Genomic DNA, 18,285 nt, shown 5'->3' with positions numbered 1-18,285 from the left:
CGTGATGTACACGCATGCCCATATGCGCATTCACTGATGATTTGGAGCACCCCATGGCCCTCGATATGGACAAGTCCAACGACGCCGACCCGCAGGACGCCCCGGCGCCGGAGGCCCCGGCCGCGACCGGCACCGAGCTGGTGCCGGACCCGCTGCCCGAGGGCATGCGCGAGATCACGCTGCGCGTCGGCCCCGGCGGTGGCCGCACCCAGCGCTTCGTCGGCCGGCTGCTGGCCGAGGCCCAGCACGTGACCAAGGAGGGCAGCGAGTCCGTGCAGGTCTTCCTGAGCCGCAAGGGCAAGCTGGTCGTTCACCGGCATTATGTCGAGTGGTCGGATTTCGCCCAGGCCTCCAAGAACGCCGCGCGCGAGCGGAAGGAGGAGTTCCGCACCGCCCGAAACAGTTCCGACCAGTCGGACCTTGCGGTATTCACGAACTGGGCCAAGGGATTTAAGAACTGGCGCGAACTCCTCGGCCTGGGTGAGGATGGCTATGGCGACTTCACATTGGAGATCGTGGACTCGCTCGCGGAACTGCGCGACCGCATTCCGGCGAAGGTCTATCGCATCGTCGCCGACGTGGTGGAGAACCCCTCCTCGCAGGTCCTCGACATCTGAATAACGCGGCCGAACCCGGAAAGGACTTCTCCCGCATGTTCTCCCGCTTGGGACGCTTCGTCGTCCGATTCCCGTGGCTGGTGATCGCCGCGTGGCTGATCGCCATTGTCGCGGTCGTCGCCACCGCGCCGAAGCTCACCGCCACCACCGACCAATCCGACTTCCTGCCTTCGCATTACGAATCCATCCAGGCAGCGAAGTTGCAGCAGCAGGCATTTCCCAGCAGCAATACCCCCGCTGCGCTCATCGTCTTCGAACGCTCCGACGGAGCCCCGATGACCGATGCCGACTCGACCGCGGTGGCCGCCGCCGCGACCAAGCTGTCGGAGCGGAACATCAAGGATGTCACCGGAATCCAAGCGGTGCCCCCCGCGGAGAACCGGTCGATCGAGGTGGTCGCGGTGCAGATGACCAAGGTCACCAGCGCCAATGACACCCACCAGTCCGACGCGGTGAAGTCCCTCCGGGACGCGCTGAAGGAACAGGTGAACGGCACCGACCTGAAGGCCGGCATCACCGGTACCGCCGCCCAGACCCTGGATCAGCAGGATTCCAGTACCAAGGGCCTGATCATCATCGGTGTGTCGACCGTGGTGCTGATCCTGGTGTTGCTGCTGCTCATCTTCCGCAGCCCGATCATCGCGCTGCTGCCCATCCTGGTCATCTTCATCGCGGTGTCCCCGCTGGCCAGCGGTCTGATCGCGATCGCCAGCAACACCTTCGACCTCAAGATCGACAGCTCGGTGCAGTCGCTGCTGGTCGTGGTGCTCTTCGGCGTCGGTACCGACTACATCCTCTTCCTGATGTTCCGCTTCCGGGAGCGCCTGCGCGCCGGTGAGGACGCCAAGACGGCTGTGGTCAGCGCGGTCACCCGGGTCGGTGAGGCCATCACCTCGGCGGCCGCGGCGGTGATCATCGCCTTCGGCGCGCTGACGCTGTCCACCCTGGGCATGTTCCGGTCCATGGGTATCGCCCTGGCCATCGCGGTCGCGGTGGCGCTGCTGGCCGGGCTCACGCTCATCCCAGCGATCGTCTCCCTGTTGGGCACCAAGGTTTTCTGGCCCTCGAAGGCCTGGCAGGTGGAGCCGACGGGTGCGCGGTTCGCGGCCGTGGGCGGCGCGCTGGGCAAGCGGCCGGGTCTGTTCGCCGTGGCGTCCGGTGGTGTCCTGATCGCCCTGGGCGTCTTCGCCTTCGGCTTCAATCCGACCTTCGACCTGAGCTCGGGTTCGACCTCGGGCAGCTCCGAATCCGTGGTCTACGGCAAGGAATTGCTCAAGGGCATGCCCGCGGGCAGCACCCAGCCCTCGCAGGTGTATCTGCGCAGCGAGCACGGCGCGCTGAGCGCCGACGAGCTGAACGCCTTCGGCGCGGCACTGCGCGGCGTCCACGGTGTGGGCGAGGTGGGTCCGCAGCCGGCACTGTCGGCCGACAAGACGGTCGCCGAATATCAGGTGACGCTGTCCGACAAGCCGGAATCCGATGCGGCCCTGAAGACCGTGAAGGGTCCGCTCCGGGATGCCGCGCATGCGGCGGCCCCGGTCGGCACCTCGGCAGTGGTGGGCGGCATGACCTCGGTGTTCGTCGACTTCCAGCACGCCATGAACCGGGACTACACGGTGGTGTTCCCGGTGGCGGCCATCCTGATCATGATCGTGCTGGCCCTGCTGCTGCGCAGCGTGGTGGCGCCCTGGTACCTGATGGCGTCGGTGTTCCTCGGCTTCGCCGCGACGCTGGGTTCGGCGGTGCTGGTCTTCCAGCATCTGCAGGGGGATTCGGGGCTGATCTTCACGCTGCCGCTGATCATGTACCTGTTCGTGGTCGCCCTCGGGACGGACTACAACATCCTCATGGTCGCCCGGTTGCGGGAGGAGGCGCGGGAGGGCAACGACCCGCACCGCGCGGCCGCCCTGGCCCTGCGCCACACCGGCCCGACGGTGGCGGCGGCCGGTGTCATCCTGGCGGGCACCTTCGCCTCGATGATGCTGGCGGGCAACGACACCCTGTCGCAGATGGGCTTCGCCATCTCGGTCGGTATCGCCATCGCCGCGTTCGTCATGGCCATGTTCTTCACCCCCGCGGTGACCGCGCTGATCGGCCGCCGCGCCTGGTGGCCGGGCCACGGCGGTGATGCGGAACAGCAGCCGCAGTGGGATACGGAATGGACGCCGTCCGATGTGGTGAGCGACGCTCGCCGCTGACGATCAGAGTTTGCTCCGAACGGTTCGGCCCGCTTCTCCTCCGGGGAGGCGGGCCGATCTCGTTGCTGCGATCATGCCGCTGACCTGCATGGCACCGCGTCTGACAGAAACGTGTTTCAGTATTTTCTCAAAAGTGCCACGCAATGAACTGGACAACCGATACAGTTCGCCGGACCGCAACGAAGCGGGTTGGCACCAAGGAGTTGAAGACATGACAGTGTCCCTGAACAAGCGCATCGCCCGGCGGGCCGGCGTCGGCCTCACCGCCGTCGCTGCGATGGCCTGTTCCGTGGGCCTGACCGCCTCCACCGCCTCGGCCGTACCCACCGGCCTGTCGGTGAACGCCCGCAATATCTATATGGGCTGCGTGTACCAGATCACCGCGACCTATGACAGCTGGATCCAGGCCTGGTTCTACGACAATGGCGCGATCATCTCGGGCAGCCCGATCACCCCGAGCAACGGGCAGGCCACCATTCAGTGGACCCCGCACAGCGCGGGCACCCACACCCTGTCGACCCTGCAGGGTTCGGCCTGGGAGCTGAAGGTGAACGTCCTCGAGCCCACCCTGACCGGCAGCGCCACCTGCGGCGCGGGCCCGCTGGGTTTCCTGGGCTCGTAGCAGAGCTTCCCGAGCTCGGAAAAGACTCGGTTCGGTATGGGCCCGACCCGCCGAACCGTCCCCGGGCCGGCTGACCATAATCCTCTGTTCCCAGGTCAGCCGGCCCCCTCTCCGTTCGCGCGCCCGGCCGCGGTCAGTGCACGGTCACGTGCCAGACCACGGCCGCGGCCAGCGCGCCCGCGCCGTTCACCGCCCAGTGCAGTGCGATGGGCGCGAGCAGGCTGCCGCTGCGGCGCCGCAGCCAGGTGAAGACCACGCCCGCCCCGGCGGTCGCGAGGACCGCGAGCCCGATGCCGAGCAGCTGTCCGGCCGGGCCGCCGCCGAGGAATCCGGTCAGTCCCTTGTTCCCGCTGGTCAATCCCAGCGACGAGGCAATGTGCCAGAGCCCGAACAGCATTGATCCCGCCGCGAACACCCCGCGCGCCCCGGCCACCCGGTCCAGGGTGCCGTGCAGCACGCCGCGGAAGGCGAGCTCCTCCGGGATCGCGGTCTGCAGCGGGATCACGATCATGGACGCGATGAGCGCGCCCGAGACCGCGGCGTAGCGGTCATTGAGGAAGAAGGGCCGGGTGATCGGCAGTGCCGCGCCGATGGCGACGGCCGCGAGCACCACGCCCACCGCCGCCAGCGCCCACAGCGACCCGCGCCGCCACTGTCGCGGCGACAGGCCGAGGTCCTCCCAGCCCAGCCCGCGGCGGCGCACCAGGGCGACCAGCATCAGTGCGGCAATCGGCACCGTGAAGATGCTGGCCCACCGGTTGGTGAAGTGCGCGATGAGATTCGTGCAGATCAGGACCACAACGACGACGGCCACATCCACGTAGGCGTGCAGCTTGTGGCCGGGCAGCGGGGGCGGGTCAGGGAGCACCGCGACCGCGCCGTTATCGTTTCGCGACATCCCGGCCAGTCTACGAGTGGATTCTTGGAACGGCCTTCGATTGTGGTTAATCCCGCTGTGCGGAATACCCGGCCGCCGGCGCTCGTCCGCTCGCCCAGCCCTCGGGATCGTCCCAGGCCTGCAGCGTGCGCGCGGTGTCGAAGCGGCGCGGCTCCCGGGTGATCGGATCGATGAACTCCAGTGCCGAGGCCAGCAGTTGCAGTGGCCGGGTGTAGTCGTCGACCGGTTTGTCGGTGAGTTCGGGATAGAAGTCGTCACCGAGGATCGGGACCCCGAGGCTGTTCATGTGCAGCCGGATCTGATGCGTCCGCCCGGTCCGCGGCCGGAGCCGGTAGCGCCCCAATCCGTCCCGCTGCTCGGTCAATTCGACGAGGGTCTCCGCATTCGGTTCGCCCGCGGTCTCGTAGGCGCGCAGCACCTGCCGCTCCTTGACGATCCGGCTGATGATCGTGCGCGGCAGCGCGAGCTCCGGATCGAAGCGCGCGACGGCCTCGTATTCCTTGTGCACCAGCCGCTTGTGGAACATGGTCTGATACGCCCCGCGCACCGCCGGATTCACGATGAACAGCACCAGCCCGGCGGTGACCCGGTCGAGCCGGTGCGCGGGCACCAGATCGGGCAGGTCCAGGTCGCGGCGCAGTTTCACCAGGGCGGTCTGCAGAATGTGCTGCCCGCGCGGGATGGTCGAGAGGAAGTGCGGCTTGTCCGCGACGAGGATGTCGTCGTCGCGGTAGACGATGCCGATGGGGAACGGAACCTCGGTCTCGTCCGGCAGATCGCGGTGGAACCACACCGCGCCGCCGGGCGCGTAGGGCGTGTCGAGGGTGATCGGGCCGTCCAGATCCACGATGCCGCCGGTGGACAGCAGTTCGTCGATGCGTTCGGGGCGCACCCGCGGCAATCGCTCCACGAGGTGGTCGCGAATGGTCGTCCAGTGGCCGTCCTCGGGTAGCCGCAACCGGGCCGGGTCCAGCCCGTGCCGCTTGGGTAGCGGTGGTTGCTGCCTGCGTCTCACTCGCCAAACCCTAGTCCCCGAGTTTGTCCGGACCAGGGGGTACGGTTGGCCAACGCCCGGAATGTCCGGGTCGAAACGAGTGATCGGGGGGTCTCGTGTACCCGAACGACCAACAGCCGCAAGGGTACCCGGGCCAGCCCGGTCAGCCGGACTACGGCCAGGTTCCACAACCCCCGCAACCGGACTACGGCCAGCCGCAGCCGGGATACGCCCAGCCCGCCTACGGCCAGCCGGGTCAGTGGGATTACAGCCAGGGTGGTCAGCCCGGCTACCCGCCCGGGTATCAGCCGATGCCGCCGGGCTATCCGATGGCGCCGGCGCCTCCGCAGGGCACCAATGGCCTGGCCATCGCCACGCTGATCCTCGGTCTGCTCGGCGCGTGTCTGCTCGCCGTCCCGTTCGGCATCATCGCGCTGACCCAGATCAAGCAGCGCAATCAGAGCGGCAAGGGGCTGGCCATCGTCGGCCTGGCCGCCTCCGGCGTGTGGGCCCTGATCGTCGTGATCCTGCTCGCCGTCGGCGCGGTGAACAGCCCGGATACCTCTGCGTCACAGGACAATACGACCCGTACCTCGGCCCTGCCGGATTCGCCCACCTCCATCTCGGTCGACGAGGTGAAGGTCGGTGACTGCCTGCAGACCGTCGAGGAGAACAACCACATTCGCAAGGTGACGGTGCTGCCCTGCGATTCCGCGCACGATGCCGAGGTGATCGCCCAGGTGCATCTGACCGGTTCCTGGCCGGGTTCGCTGGATGCCTCGTTCCAGCAGGCCAATGACGCCTGCCTGGACGAGATCGACAAACAGCTGAGCAAGAGCTCGATGTACGACCAGCTGGAGACCTTCATTCTCTACCCGGCGAACGAGACCCAGTGGAACAAGCTCAATGGCCGCGCGACGTGCATGGTCCACGACGCGAGCGGCAAGAAGCTGACCGGAAAGGTGCCGCGCTGACCGACGGTATGGTCGTTCAGCAAAAGTTAGCCTAACCTATCTTCTCGCCGGTGTTCGTGGGAGCGCCGGACCGAGGAAGGTGGGAGGCGGACTGATGACGGTCGAGTCACCGCCCGCGGTCGAGGCGCATGCCATCGATCCGGGCCCGGCGGCAGCCGACACGGGCGGGCCCGATGCGAAAGCGGAGGTGAAGGCGTGCCGGCGGCGAGAGGCCGCCGCGCGCAAGGAGATTCTCGCCCCGGTGCGCGGGCCGCTCACGGTGGCCGGGCTGATCGTGGCGGTGGCCGCGGTGTGCTCGGTGCTGCCGTTCCTGCTGATCGTCTCGGCCTGCCGTGAGCTGCTGCGGGATACGCCCGACACCGGCCGGGTGTGGCGGCTGCTGTTGATCGCGGTGCTGGTGCTGGTGGCCCGGGCGGTGCTGCAGGCGGTCGCGCTGACCTGGTCGCACGCCGTGGACGCCCGCTACCAGCTGACCCTGCGCCGGCTGCTGGCCGACAAGCTGACCCGGGTGCCGTTGGGCTGGTTCGGCGCCCGTACCTCCACCGAGGTGAAGAAGTACCTCCAGGACGATGTCGAGGCGCTGCACTATCTGGTGGCGCATGCGCGGCTGGACTTCATCGGTTCGGTGACGGTCCCGCTGGTCACCCTGGTCTACCTGGCGACCGTGGACTGGCGGCTGACGCTGATCCTGCTGCTGCCGCTGGTCGTCTACGCGCTGTGCATGCGCGCGATGCTGGACGAGCCCGGCCGCGAACGCCTGCTGGCCTACAACGCCGCCGAGCAGCGCACCCGTGCCGCGACCGTCGAATTCGTGGACGGCATCCAGGTGGTGCGGGCCTTCGGGCGAGCGGGCAGGGCGCACAGCGAGTTCCGGGCCGCCGTCGAGGAGCAGACCGAGCGGCTGCGGCGGCTGAAACTGCCGGTGATGACGGTGCAGTCGATCTCGGACACGGTGGTCTCGCCGGTGTTCGTCATGCTGCTGGTCGTGGTGGCCGGGCTCGCGGGCGTGGGCCTCGAGTGGATCGAGCCGCTGGATGTGCTGCCGTTCCTGCTGGTCGGGCTCGGGCTGGGCAGTTCGCTGCTGGGTCTGGGCTACGGCACCCAGGCGCTGCGCACGGCCGGTGACGCGGCGCTGCGGCTGCACGATCTGCTGCAGACCGCCGAATTGGCGTCCGGCACGGGCGATTCCGCACCGCGGCAGGCTCCCGCCGGGCTGATCCGTTTCGAGGGTGTGAGTTTCGGCTACCGCGCCGACCATCAGGTGCTGCGCGACCTCGACCTCGAGCTGGCGCCCGGCACCATGACCGCTCTGGTGGGCCCCAGCGGTTCCGGCAAGTCGACGCTGGCCAAGCTGCTGCCGCGCTTCTACGACGTGCGTGCGGGCCGGATCACCCTCGGTGGCCGCGATATTCGCGACTTCCCGAGCGAAGAGCTCTATCGCACGGTCGGATTCGTCTTCCAGGACGTCCGCCTGATCCGTGGCACCATCGCCGACAATCTGCGCCTGGCCCGCCCCGGCGCCGATGCCGCGGCCCTGGAGCGCGCGGCCCGCGCGGCCCGCATCCACGACCGCATCCTGGCGCTGCCGCGCGGCTACGACTCCGAGATCGGGGTGGACGCTGTGCTGTCCGGTGGTGAGGCGCAACGACTTTCGATCGCCCGCACCCTGCTGGCCGACACCCCGATCCTGGTGCTGGACGAGGCCACCGCCTTCGCCGACCCCGAATCCGAGGCAGCGGTGCAGGACGCGCTGGCCGAACTGGTGGCCGGTCGCACCGTGCTGGTCATCGCGCACCGGTTGCACACCATCACCGGCGTGGACCGAATCCTGGTGCTGGAGAACGGAACCCTGGTCGAACAGGGTGACCACGCCAGTCTGCACACCGCCGGCGGCCTCTACCAGCGGCTCTGGGAACTCAATGAGGCGGCCCTGGAGGCCGTCGCCGGCGCCGACCGCGCCGCCGGGAGTGTCGACCGGGCTTCGGGCGCACGGTCGGACGGAACCGACACGGTGGCAAGCGATCTCGGAGACGGCCGGGCCGGGACGAAGGCCGGCCTGTCCGTCGCTGCTGAGGAGGGCAATCGATGATCCGCAGGGTGCTCGGCCTGGTGCCGGGTGAATTCGCGCGGCTGACACCGCGACTGCTGCTGGCCATCGTGGCCCAGGCGCTGTCGCAGGCCGCCGCCTACGTGTTGCTGGTGCCGGTCCTGCAGGCGCTGTTCGACCGGGATCTGGGCCGGGCCTGGTGGTGGACGCTGTGGCTGGCGCTGGCCGTGGCCGGGGTCGTGGTGTTCGGTTACCTGCAGTCGGTGCTGGGCCTGCGCGTCGGCGTGGGCATGCAGCACGGTTTGCAGACCCGGCTCGGTGATCACCTGAATGCCCTGCCGCTGGGCTGGTTCGACGACCGGCACGCGGGGGAGCTGTCGCGGGTGATGGTCGAGAACGTCCGCGAGGTGCAGGGCCTGATCGCCTATCTGCTGGCGAAAATGCTGACCGGCGTGCTGGTTCCGCTCGGTGTGGCGGTGGGCATGCTGGTCGTCGACTGGCGTATTTCGCTGGCCATGCTGGTGACGGCCCCGGTGCTGTTCGTGGTGAATGTGTGGGCCAACCGCTCCTATGTCGCCGCCGATGAGCGCATGCACGAGGCCGCCGCCGAGGCGAACGTCCGGGTGCTGGAATTCGCGCAGGCGCAACCGGTGCTGCGTTCGCTGGGCGCGGTCGGCGCGGGTAATCGCGCGCTGGACGCGGCATTGGCCCGCCAGCGCCGGGCCGCCAATGGCCTGCTGATCGCCGCGGTGCCCGGCCTGATCGTCTTCTCGCTGGTGGTGCAGGCCGTCTTCCTGGTACTGGTCTACCTGGTGGTGGGCCGGGCCACCGACGGCGCGCTCTCCGCCGCCGCGGCGATCGCCCTGATCGCGGTGAGCTCCCGTTTCATCGAGCCGCTGACCCAGGCCGCGCAGCTGGGTGGCGCGCTGCGCTCCGCCGCCGCGGCGGCCGATCGGGTGAGCGCGTTGCTGGCGGAACCGGCACTGCCGCAGCCGGATTCACCGGTGCCGCCGGGCGCCCCGCAGGTGGAGTTCGACCGGGTCAGCTTCGGCTACGGCCCGGACGAGACAGTGCTGCAGGACATCTCGTTCACCGCGGTGCCCGGCACCACGACCGCCATCGTGGGTCCCAGCGGCGCGGGCAAATCCACGCTGCTGCGCCTGGCCGCCCGCTTCCACGACACCGATTCCGGTCGTGTCCTGGTCGGCGGCCACGATGTGCGCGAGCAGCCCGCGGCGACCCTGCTGAGCCGGCTGGCGCTGGTCTTCCAGAACGTCTACCTCTTCGATCGCTCTGTGCTGGAGAACATCCGGGCGGGCCGTCCGGACGCGACCGAGGCCGAGGTCCTCGCGGCCGCCCGGGTCGCACGGGTGGACGAGATCGCCGACCGGCTGCCCGACGGCTGGCAGACCGCGGTCGGTGAGGGTGGCTCCGCGCTGTCCGGTGGTGAGCGCCAGCGTGTTTCGATTGCCCGCGCCCTGGTCAAAGCTGCTCCGATCGTGCTGCTGGACGAGGCCACGAGCGCCCTCGACCCGCACAACGAGGCGGCGGTGGTGCGCGGTGTGCACGAACTCACCCGTGACAGAACCGTTCTCGTGGTGGCGCATCGTCTCGCGACCATCGCGCACGCCGATCAGATCCTGTTCATGGACGGTGGTCGCATCGTCGAGCGCGGTACGCACGCCGAGCTGCTCGCGCTCGGCGGCCGCTACGCCGCCTTCTGGACCGAGCGCACCCGTGCCTCCGGCTGGCGTCTGGCGCCGGTACCCGCGTAGCCGGACGGCCCCGGATTCCGCGCGAGTCCGGGGCCGTTCGGGGTGGGTCACTCTCGAATTGCCAGAGTCATGTCGACGGGTCAGAGGCTGCAGGGCAGCATCGCGACGCTCGCGACGGTGCACTCGCCCTCACGGGACAGCTTCCAGTCGCCGTCGACGAGCTTCCAGGTCAGCGGGAAGGTGAACGGATCGAAACCGTCGACGGCCGTCTGCAGGGTGGCCGAGAGGGTGTCGCCGTTCTCGGTGACCGGGCCCAGGATGGTCCAGCGGAAGCTCGGCGGGGCGGCGTTCATGGCGGTGCCGATCTGGTCCAGCAGCGGCAGTCCGGCCTCGCCGGCCTCGAGCTCGGCGGCCCGGGTGGCGGCCGGGGCGCCGGTGTTGAGGGCGGTCTGCAGCTTGGCCTTCAGGTCGCCGGTGCTCGGGGCGGCGGTGCGCACGGGGGCGAAAGCCGGTGCGGCCGTGGCAGTGACGGCGCTGACGCCGGTTCCGGCGAGCAGGGCGGCGGTGGCGAGGGCGGCACCGAGGAGGCGCGAGGTACGGGGCATGGTTTCCAGTCCAATCGTTTTCGTCACGAGCGCTTCGCAAGCGCTGCCAAGCAATATAAGGTAAGGCTATGCAAACCTAAAGTGGTTGGTGGGTTGTGCGAGGCAGACAACAGTGAGCAACTGGGACGGAGAAGCGGTGGAGACACTTCTGGTGGTCGGTGCGGGGCCGAAAGCCCTGGCGGTAGCGGCCAAGTCGCATGTGCTGCGGGAACTCGGCCTGCCCGCGCCGTGGGTGACCGTGGTCGAGGCGCAGACGGTCGGTGGCAACTGGCTACCCACCGGCGGCTGGACCGACGGCCGGCACCGCCTGGGCACCAGCCCCGAGAAGGATGTCGGCTTCCCGTACCACTCGACCTGGGCGCGCGGCCACAACCGCGAGATCGACGCCGCCATGCGGGCTTTCAGCTGGACCGCCTTCCTGGTCGAGCACGGCACCTACGCCGAGTGGATCGACCGCGGCCGGCCCAGCCCGCAGCATCACGTGTGGGCCAAATACCTGCAGTGGGTGGCCCGGCGCATCGACCTGGATCTGGTCCAGGGCACGGTGACCGGCATCGCCGCCGCGGCCGACGGCTGGCTGGTGTCGGTCGCCGACACTGCCGGCCGCACCGACGACACCGCCGGCCACCTGGACGAGATCGATTGCGACGCGGTGATGATCACCGGACCCGGCCGCAGCGACCGGGCCCTGGCCGAGCACCCGAAGGTACTCAGCATCTCCGAATTCTGGGAGCTGGCGGGCCGCCGCGAACTGCCCCCGTCCTCGCGGGTGGCGGTGATCGGCGGCGGCGAGACCGCGGGTTCGGCGCTGGACGAACTGGTTCGCCACGAGATGCTCACCGTCTCGGTGATCTCGCCCAAAGCGACGCTGTACACGCGCGGTGAAAGCTATTTCGAGAACTCGCTCTACAGCGATCCGACCAAGTGGGCGGGCCTGGGCATGGCCGAGCGCCGCGATGTCATCCGGCGCACCGATCGCGGGGTGTTCTCGGTGCGGGTACAGGAAAGCCTGCTGGGGGACAACCGGGTTCACCATCTGCAGGGCCGGGTGGTGAACCTCGCCGACCAGGACGACCGGGTCGCCCTCACCCTGCGCAACGACCTGCGCGCCGATCAGGTGCATACCTTCGATCTGGTGGTGGACGCCACCGGCGGTCAACCGCTGTGGTTCCTGGATCTGTTCGATTCGGCCGCAACCGATCTGCTCGAACTGGCGGTGGGCGGCCCGCTGGAGACCGCGCGCATCGAGGCGGCCATCGGCTTCGACCTGGCGGTGTCCGGGCTGGACGCCAAGCTGTACCTGCCGAACATGGCCGCCATGGCGCAGGGTCCGGGATTCCCGAATCTCAGCTGCCTGGGGGAGCTTTCGGACCGAATCCTGCAGCCGGCGGTGAATCCCGCGCCGCGCTACCGGATCTCGGGCAGGTCGGCGGCGCTACGCGGCAGCGCGTAGAGCGAGATGCGCCGATCCGGCCGGATGTCGAAGTCGCCCAGGTGCTGCCACCCGATCTTCTCCAACGCCTTCCGCATGGGGGTGTTGCGATGATCGGGTTCGCACAGCAGCCGGCGGCATTCGGGTTCGGCCGCCAGGATCGCCTGCCCCAGCAGGCGCATCCAGCCCGACATGACGCCGCGGCCCAGCAGCGTCGTGTCCGCGGTGGCGATGTGGAAGCCCATGTCGCGGGCGTCGGCGTCGTAGAGGCGCGCGATCTCGTCCTTGGCGGGGCGGTACAACTCCACATAGGCCACCTCGCGGTTGCCCAGGTCGGGGCGGTCCAGGGCGGCGAAGTCGTATTCGAGAATGCACGGGCGGGAGAAGGTTCCGGCGAGCTGGGCCGCGCAGTCGGCGCGGCGGCGATCGGCGTCCCAGGCCTGTTCCCAGGTCTCGAGCAGGTGCGGCCGGTGCATCCATTCGGTGATGGTCTCCGGATCGCGGGAGTCGAGGTCCACCGGCCGCAGCGTGAACGGTGCGGCGAACTCGGGCAGCACCGGTGCGGGCGCGCGGCGGATGTGGTCGGGAAGGTCCGTGAGTTCGCGCGCGAGGACGTAGGTCGTCCGGTTCATCGCTGTGGCGCTCCGTTCGTCGGTTAGCTTGATCACCCTGCTTGGTAAGGCTAGCCTATACTAAGTAGGTGGTGTTACGGTTGCCCGGACATTGCAAGGGGGACAAGCGGAACCGACGCCGAATGCGGTCGGGCAGTTGCGTAGGAGAGATGCGGGAAATGCCACGGGAACTCGGCTGGATCAGGCAATTTCAGGCCCCGAGTGCGGAATCCGCGCCACCGCTGCTGATCTTCCCGCACGCCGGTGCGGGCGCCTCCGCCTATCGGGTTTTCGCCAAGACGCTGGCTGCCGAATTCGATGTCGTGGTGTTCCAGTACCCGGGCCGTCAGGACCGGGCCCGCGAGGCGGCCCTGGAAACGCTGCCCGACATCGCGGCCGGGGCCTTCGCCGAATTCCGGGAATCGGCGCGTGAAAACGGTGTTCCCCTCACGATTTTCGGGCACAGTATGGGCGCGGTGATCGCGTTCGAATTCGCCCGCCTGGCCGAGGCCGCGGGGCTGAGCGTGCGACTGCTGGTCGCCTCCTCGGCCGCCGCACCCGCCCGGGTCGCCGCGCTGCCGGGGCATCCCACCGAGGACGAGGCCCTGCTCGACCACATGTCGGCGCTCAACGGCACCGGTGCGGAGGTGCTGGGCAGTCGCGAGGTGCTGCGCATGGCGCTGCCGGTCATGAAGGCCGACTACCGGGCCTTCGACGCGTATTCGTGCGCGCAGGATATTGCCGTGGACGCGCCCATTCTGGTGCTGGGCGGCGACGAGGACGAATTCGTCGCGCCGCGTGACCTGTACGCATGGGAAAGCCACAGCCGCGGCGGAATTCGGGTGACCCTGTTCGCGGGCGGGCATTTCTATCTCAACGACCATGTCGACGGCATCGCCGAACTGCTGGCAGCCGAGAAGAGCGTCGTCGCGTGAGCGCGCTGGATTCCGGCGATCCCATTGTGATCGTCGGCATGGGTATCGAGGCGCCCGGTGGCATCGACACCCTGCCGGAATTCTGGGCGGCCCTGGCGTCCGGGCGGGAATTGCTCGGCCCCTTTCCTCGTGATCGGGAATGGCCGCTGGCGGAATTGCTGACCCTGGACCGGCACGAGGGCTGGGGCGCGGTGCCGGACGCCGGCGGGTTCCTCACCGGCGCCACCGACTTCGATGCGCTGTTCTTCGGCATCACGCCGCGCGAGGCCGTGGCCATGGATCCGCAGCAGCGGGTCGGCCTGCGGGTGGCCTGGCGGGCGCTCGAGCAGGCCGGGATCAATCCCGGTGCGGTGGACGGTGATTCGGCCGGATGCTGGATGGGCGCCTCGGTCATGGAGTACGGGCCGCGGGCGGCCTCGGTCAACGAGTACAGCGGGTACCGGGCCACCGGCACCGCGCTGGGCGCGGTGGCCGGGCGGATCTCGCACGGGCTGGGCCTGATCGGGCCGTCGGTCACCGTCGACACCGCGTGCGCGTCCGCGCTCACCGCCGTGCATCAGGCGGCCGCCGCCATTCGGGCGGGGGAGTGTGAGTGGGCGCTGGCGGGCGGGGTGTGCGTCATGGGTTCGCCGGGCGCGTTCTACGAGTTCTCCAAGAACAATGCGCTGGCCGCCGACGGCCACTGCCGGTCCTACTCCGCCGACGCCACCGGCACGCTGTGGGGCGAGGGAGCGGGAGTCGTTGTACTGGAACGGGAGTCGCGGGCGCGTGCGCTCGGGCATCGGGTGTACGGGCGGCTGCTGGGTTCGCGCGTGAACCACAATGGCAAGGGCGCGCCGATCGCGGTGCCGAGCGCCGCGGCGCAGGAGCGGCTCATCCGCGACACCCTGGCCGTGTCCGGGATCTCCGCGGGACAGGTCGGGCTCATCGAGGGTCACGGCACCGGCACTCCGGTGGGCGATCCGCTCGAATTGGCGGCGCTCGCAGCCACTTACGGCCTCCCGTCCGCTGCGGGGCCGCGGCTGGGCTCGGTGAAGTCCAATGCCGGTCACGCGCAGGCCGCCTCCGGGGTGTTGGGCCTGATCAAGGTGCTGCTGGCGGGAGTGCACGGGCAGATCCCGCCCACCCTGCACGCCGACCGGCCGACCGCCGAAATCGATTGGGCCGAGACCACTCTGCGGCTCGCCACCGAACTCGAACCCTGGCCGGCCGTGGACGGCATGCGATACGCGGCCGTGTCCTCGTTCGGTGTCGCGGGCACCAATGCCCATGCCCTCGTGAGCCTGCCCGAGCTGGAGGAAAGCGATGTGTAGCCACCGGCTGCCCGATGGCAGCATCCCCGTCCTGCTCTCGTCCGACACCGCCGCCGGCGTGCGCGCCGAGGCCGCCGGCATCCTGGCCTACCTGGAGCAGCGGCCCGCCGTCGCCCCGGATCGGGTGGCGGACATGCTGTTCCGCACCCGCCCGGCCCGCCGCTACCGGGCGCTGGTCATGGTCACCGGGCGTGCGGACCTGCTCGATGCCCTGCGCGCCGTCGCCGACGGGACCTCGCATCCCGCGGTGGTGCTGGGTGACGGTCCCGCCACCGCGCGCCGGATCGGCTTCGTGTTCCCCGGTCAGGGCAGCCAGCGTCCCGGCATGGGCGCGCTGTACTACGACCTGTCGCCGCACTACCGGGCCGCCGTCGACGAGTGCGCGGCCGTGCACGCCGAGCGCTTCGGCCACGATCAGCCGCTGCACTATCTGCTCGGCACCGCGGGCGCGTACCAGGACACCGTGTGGGAGGTGCAGCCCGCCTTGATGTTCCACATGGCCGGTCTGGCCGCCATGTGGCAGGCCGCCGGCGTACGCCCGGCCGCCACCATCGGCCACAGCCAGGGCGAGCTGGCCGCGGGCGCGGTCTCGCGGGTCATGTCGGTGCGCGACGCCGTGCTGGTGGTGACCCACCGCGCGCGCCTGGTGGAGCGCCTCTCGCCGCGCGGCTACGCCATGGCCGTGCTGGCCATGAACCGCGAGGACTGCGAGGCGCTGCTGGCCCGCCACTCGGGCTGGGCCGAGCTGTCGGTGGTGAACGCCCCGCACATCATGGCCATTTCCGGCGACCGCGACACCATCGCCGACATGGTCGCCACCGCCATCGAACGCGGCCATTTCGCCCGCGAGATCGGCGTCGCCTACCCCGCGCACACCTCGATCGTGGCGGAGCTGCGCACCGAATTCGAAGGCTTCCTCGGCGGCGAGCTGAGCGACCCGGCCTTCACGGACACCGACATCCCCTGCTACGGCGCGACTCTCGGCGCCCCCATCACCGCAGACCTGATCCAGGAACAGTACTGGTACTGGAACCTGCGCAACCGGGTCCGCTTCGACCGCGCCGTGGTCGCCGCCGCCACCGACGGCATCGACACCCTCATCGAGGTCGTCGAGCACCCCGTCCTGCAACTGGCCCTCCAGGAGAACCTCTCCCTGGTCCCGCGCGACCCGTCCCGCGGCCCCCGCGACTTCAAGGTGCTCGGCACCTCCCTGCGCACCGCCACCTCCCTGCGCGAATTCACCCGCAACCTGGCCGCCATCGCCGTCCACGACCTCGCCTACGACTGGACCGCCCTGCGCGCCGACGCGCCCCCCGCCCTCCCATTGCGCGACTTCCCCCACACGGTCATGAACCCCAAGCGCCTGTGGGCCAACCCGGGTTACGCCCCCGACACGGTGGACCCGCCGACCCCGGCCGTCCCCAAACCTCAACGCCTGGTGGAGAAGTGGACCCCGTGGGAGCGCCGCGCCCTGACCCCGCCCCGACGCCTGGCCTTCGTCGATCCGACCGGCCGTTGCGCGGAACAGGTGGCTGCCCTGCTCGCCGCGGCAGACCGCTACGGCGCCACGGCCATTGCCCTCGAGCCGGCCGCGCTCGCCGCGACTTCCGGTAGCGCCGAGCGGGAACCGCTGGGCCGCACAGCGGTCGGCCGCTTCGATATCGGCTCGGTGCTGGATCTGGCCGAAATGGCGGCGGTCGCCGCGGAGAACGCCGGTCCGGGCGCGCTCGGCGAGTCGCTGGCCGTCGAAGCCGCCTCGACGCTGTCCGGCCCGGGTCGCGGCACCGGAAAGGAATCACCGCAGCAGGCGGACTTCGACAGCGTGGTGATCCTGTGGCCCGCGCTGCCCGAGTCGACCGCTGTGGAGGCGGTAATGGAGCTGACGGAGTTCTTCGCCGGGCGCACCTGGCTGTCCGCGGTGTCGGATGTGCGTGCGGGCGGTGAGGTCTGGCTGGTGACGGTCGGGGGTGAGGTTGTGGTGCCGGAGGATACGGTGCCGCAGCTGTTCCACGGGGCCGTGGCGTCCGGGTTCCGGTGTGTCGGAGTGGAGAAGCCCGGGGTGCTGTTCCGGCATCTGGATCTCGCGGCCGATGCCGGGGCCGGGGAGGCGAATCGGGTTGTCGCGGCGCTGCATACGGCGGGTGAGCCGGAGGTGGCGCTGCGTGGCGGAAAGGTGTTCGTCAAGCGGTTGGTCGCGGACGAGTCTGTGCCGGGGGAGGCCGCTGAGCTCGATCATGTGCTGATCGTGGGTGGCACCGGCAAGCTCGGGCTGTTGTTCGCCGAGCATTTCGCGCGGCAGGGCGCCGGGCGGATCACGCTGGTGAGCCGGTCCGGCGAATCCGGCTCGGCCGCCGCGGAAGTGGCGCGACTGCGTGCGCTCGGTGCCACCGAGATCGTGGTCGCGGCCTGTGATGTCAGCGATGCGGACGCGGTCGCGCGCCTCGCGGCAGGGCTGGGGGAGCGGCCGATGAGCCTGCTCGTCCATGCGGCGGTCAACTATGTGGACGCCGGGATCGCGGAGATCACCGCCGAGATGGTCGCCACCGCCGCGGCGTCGAAGGTGCTGGGCCTGGAGGCGGTGCTCGACGCGGTGCCGTTGCGTCCGAACGGCCGGGTGCTGCTGTGCTCGTCCATGGCCGCGACACTCGGTGGGCGCGGACAGATTCTGTATGCCGTCACCAACCGGATGCTGGATATTCTCGCCCGCCGCCTGCGCGAGCGCGGGATCGATTGCGCCGCACTGGCGTGGGGCCTGTGGAGTGTCGCGGGTCCGCTCGATGCGGCGGGTATGGCGCGGGTCGAGAGCGCCGGGGTGTACCCCATGAATCCGGCCGACGCCATCGCCGCGGGGTTCACCGGGCAGCCGACCGACGCGGTGGTGATCTCCGCCGACTGGCCGTTCCTGCGTGACGTCATGGGAGCCTTCGGCCAGGCTGCTGTGCTGTCGGAGGTGCAGGAGCCGCAGACGATTGCGCCGTCGCGTATCGCGGATACGGCAGCTGCCGTGGTGGGTGCGAATCAGCCTGTCGCAGAGACGAATCCGCCAGTACCTGCCGCTGATCACCAGCCGGTGGCGTCGGCACCGGACCGCCCGCTGGCGGACCAGGTGCTCGCCGAACTCGAACGGGTGATGGGCGTCGATGCCGGCGACACCATCGACCGCTCCACGCCGCTGGTCGCACTGGGCCTGGATTCGGTGCAGGCATTGGACTTCCGCAAGCGGGTCCAGGCGTCGCTGGACCGGGAGCTGCCGGTCGCGGCGATCCTGGGCGGCGCGTCGCTGGACGATGTCGTGCTGCTGATGGCAGAGAACACCAACTAGGG

General features: G+C 69.7%; 14 protein-coding genes. 10 read left to right on the top strand and 4 right to left on the bottom strand.

The features are described 5' to 3' along the window. Positions 1-53: 53 nt before the first annotated feature. The 3 genes from ACWEKS_RS31745 to ACWEKS_RS31735 all read left to right on the top strand — a co-directional run bounded on the left by ACWEKS_RS31745 (position 54) and on the right by ACWEKS_RS31735 (position 3,437). Positions 54-617 carry an EXLDI protein gene (locus ACWEKS_RS31745; RefSeq protein WP_452343495.1) on the top strand — a complete coding sequence of 188 codons (564 nt, stop codon included), beginning with the start codon at positions 54-56 and terminating at the stop codon, positions 615-617. A 35-nt stretch (positions 618-652) separates the two neighbouring features. Continuing rightward, positions 653-2,815 carry an MMPL family transporter gene (locus ACWEKS_RS31740; RefSeq protein WP_452343494.1) on the top strand — a complete coding sequence of 721 codons (2,163 nt, stop codon included), beginning with the start codon at positions 653-655 and terminating at the stop codon, positions 2,813-2,815. 211 nt (positions 2,816-3,026) lie between these two features. Next, entirely contained in the window at positions 3,027-3,437 is a 411-nt protein-coding gene (locus ACWEKS_RS31735) for a hypothetical protein (RefSeq protein ID WP_452343493.1), read from the top strand. Positions 3,438-3,570: 133 nt separating this feature from the next. Here the strand turns inward: ACWEKS_RS31735 and ACWEKS_RS31730 are convergent, their stop codons facing one another. Next, complete coding sequence (locus tag ACWEKS_RS31730) at positions 3,571-4,335, bottom strand: CPBP family intramembrane glutamic endopeptidase (protein WP_452343492.1); 765 nt, start codon at positions 4,333-4,335, stop codon at positions 3,571-3,573. Between the two features lie 46 nt (positions 4,336-4,381). Next, positions 4,382-5,350: an RluA family pseudouridine synthase gene (locus ACWEKS_RS31725; protein ID WP_452343491.1), complete on the bottom strand. Its 969-nt coding sequence runs from the start codon at positions 5,348-5,350 to the stop codon at positions 4,382-4,384. A gap of 95 nt (positions 5,351-5,445) precedes the next feature. On the opposite strand from ACWEKS_RS31725, the gene ACWEKS_RS31720 reads away from it, so the two are divergent. From ACWEKS_RS31720 to ACWEKS_RS31710, 3 genes are all read left to right on the top strand, one after another. After that, positions 5,446-6,303, top strand: coding sequence for a DUF4190 domain-containing protein (locus ACWEKS_RS31720; protein WP_452343490.1), 858 nt, complete (start codon positions 5,446-5,448; stop codon positions 6,301-6,303). Between the two features lie 94 nt (positions 6,304-6,397). Further along, positions 6,398-8,392: an ABC transporter ATP-binding protein gene (locus tag ACWEKS_RS31715; RefSeq protein WP_452343489.1), complete on the top strand. Its 1,995-nt coding sequence runs from the start codon at positions 6,398-6,400 to the stop codon at positions 8,390-8,392. Beyond that, positions 8,389-10,125 carry an ABC transporter ATP-binding protein gene (locus ACWEKS_RS31710; protein ID WP_452343488.1) on the top strand — a complete coding sequence of 579 codons (1,737 nt, stop codon included), beginning with the start codon at positions 8,389-8,391 and terminating at the stop codon, positions 10,123-10,125. Before ACWEKS_RS31715 ends, ACWEKS_RS31710 begins: the two co-directional genes overlap by 4 nt. A gap of 80 nt (positions 10,126-10,205) precedes the next feature. Here the strand turns inward: ACWEKS_RS31710 and ACWEKS_RS31705 are convergent, their stop codons facing one another. Beyond that, complete coding sequence (locus ACWEKS_RS31705; RefSeq protein ID WP_452343487.1) at positions 10,206-10,670, bottom strand: hypothetical protein; 465 nt, start codon at positions 10,668-10,670, stop codon at positions 10,206-10,208. A 136-nt stretch (positions 10,671-10,806) separates the two neighbouring features. Here ACWEKS_RS31705 and ACWEKS_RS31700 point away from each other — a divergent pair, with 136 nt between their 5' ends. Then, positions 10,807-12,123, top strand: a complete 1,317-nt coding sequence (locus ACWEKS_RS31700) for a SidA/IucD/PvdA family monooxygenase (protein WP_452343486.1) — start codon at positions 10,807-10,809, stop codon at positions 12,121-12,123. On the opposite strand, the gene ACWEKS_RS31695 is transcribed toward ACWEKS_RS31700, so the two are convergent. After that, entirely contained in the window at positions 12,078-12,734 is a 657-nt protein-coding gene (locus tag ACWEKS_RS31695) for a GNAT family N-acetyltransferase (RefSeq protein ID WP_452343485.1), read from the bottom strand. The genes ACWEKS_RS31700 and ACWEKS_RS31695 overlap by 46 nt on opposite strands. Positions 12,735-12,892: 158 nt before the next feature. On the opposite strand from ACWEKS_RS31695, the gene ACWEKS_RS31690 reads away from it, so the two are divergent. From ACWEKS_RS31690 to ACWEKS_RS31680, 3 genes are read left to right on the top strand one after another with little or no spacing between them, the layout of a single operon-like run. After that, a complete protein-coding gene (locus ACWEKS_RS31690) occupies positions 12,893-13,648 on the top strand; it encodes a thioesterase II family protein (RefSeq protein ID WP_452343484.1) in 756 nt (251 codons plus the stop codon). 5 nt (positions 13,649-13,653) lie between these two features. After that, positions 13,654-14,961, top strand: a complete 1,308-nt coding sequence (locus ACWEKS_RS31685) for a beta-ketoacyl [acyl carrier protein] synthase domain-containing protein (RefSeq protein ID WP_452343524.1) — start codon at positions 13,654-13,656, stop codon at positions 14,959-14,961. Then, positions 14,954-18,283 (top strand): SDR family NAD(P)-dependent oxidoreductase, encoded by a 3,330-nt coding sequence (locus ACWEKS_RS31680; protein WP_452343483.1) that lies wholly within the window; start codon positions 14,954-14,956, stop codon positions 18,281-18,283. Before ACWEKS_RS31685 ends, ACWEKS_RS31680 begins: the two co-directional genes overlap by 8 nt. Positions 18,284-18,285: the final 2 nt, after the last annotated feature.

This window comes from Nocardia sp. NPDC004711, assembly GCF_053601595.1.
Note: the sequence above shows the minus strand (reverse complement) of the source record. Positions and strands in the feature narration are given on the sequence as shown.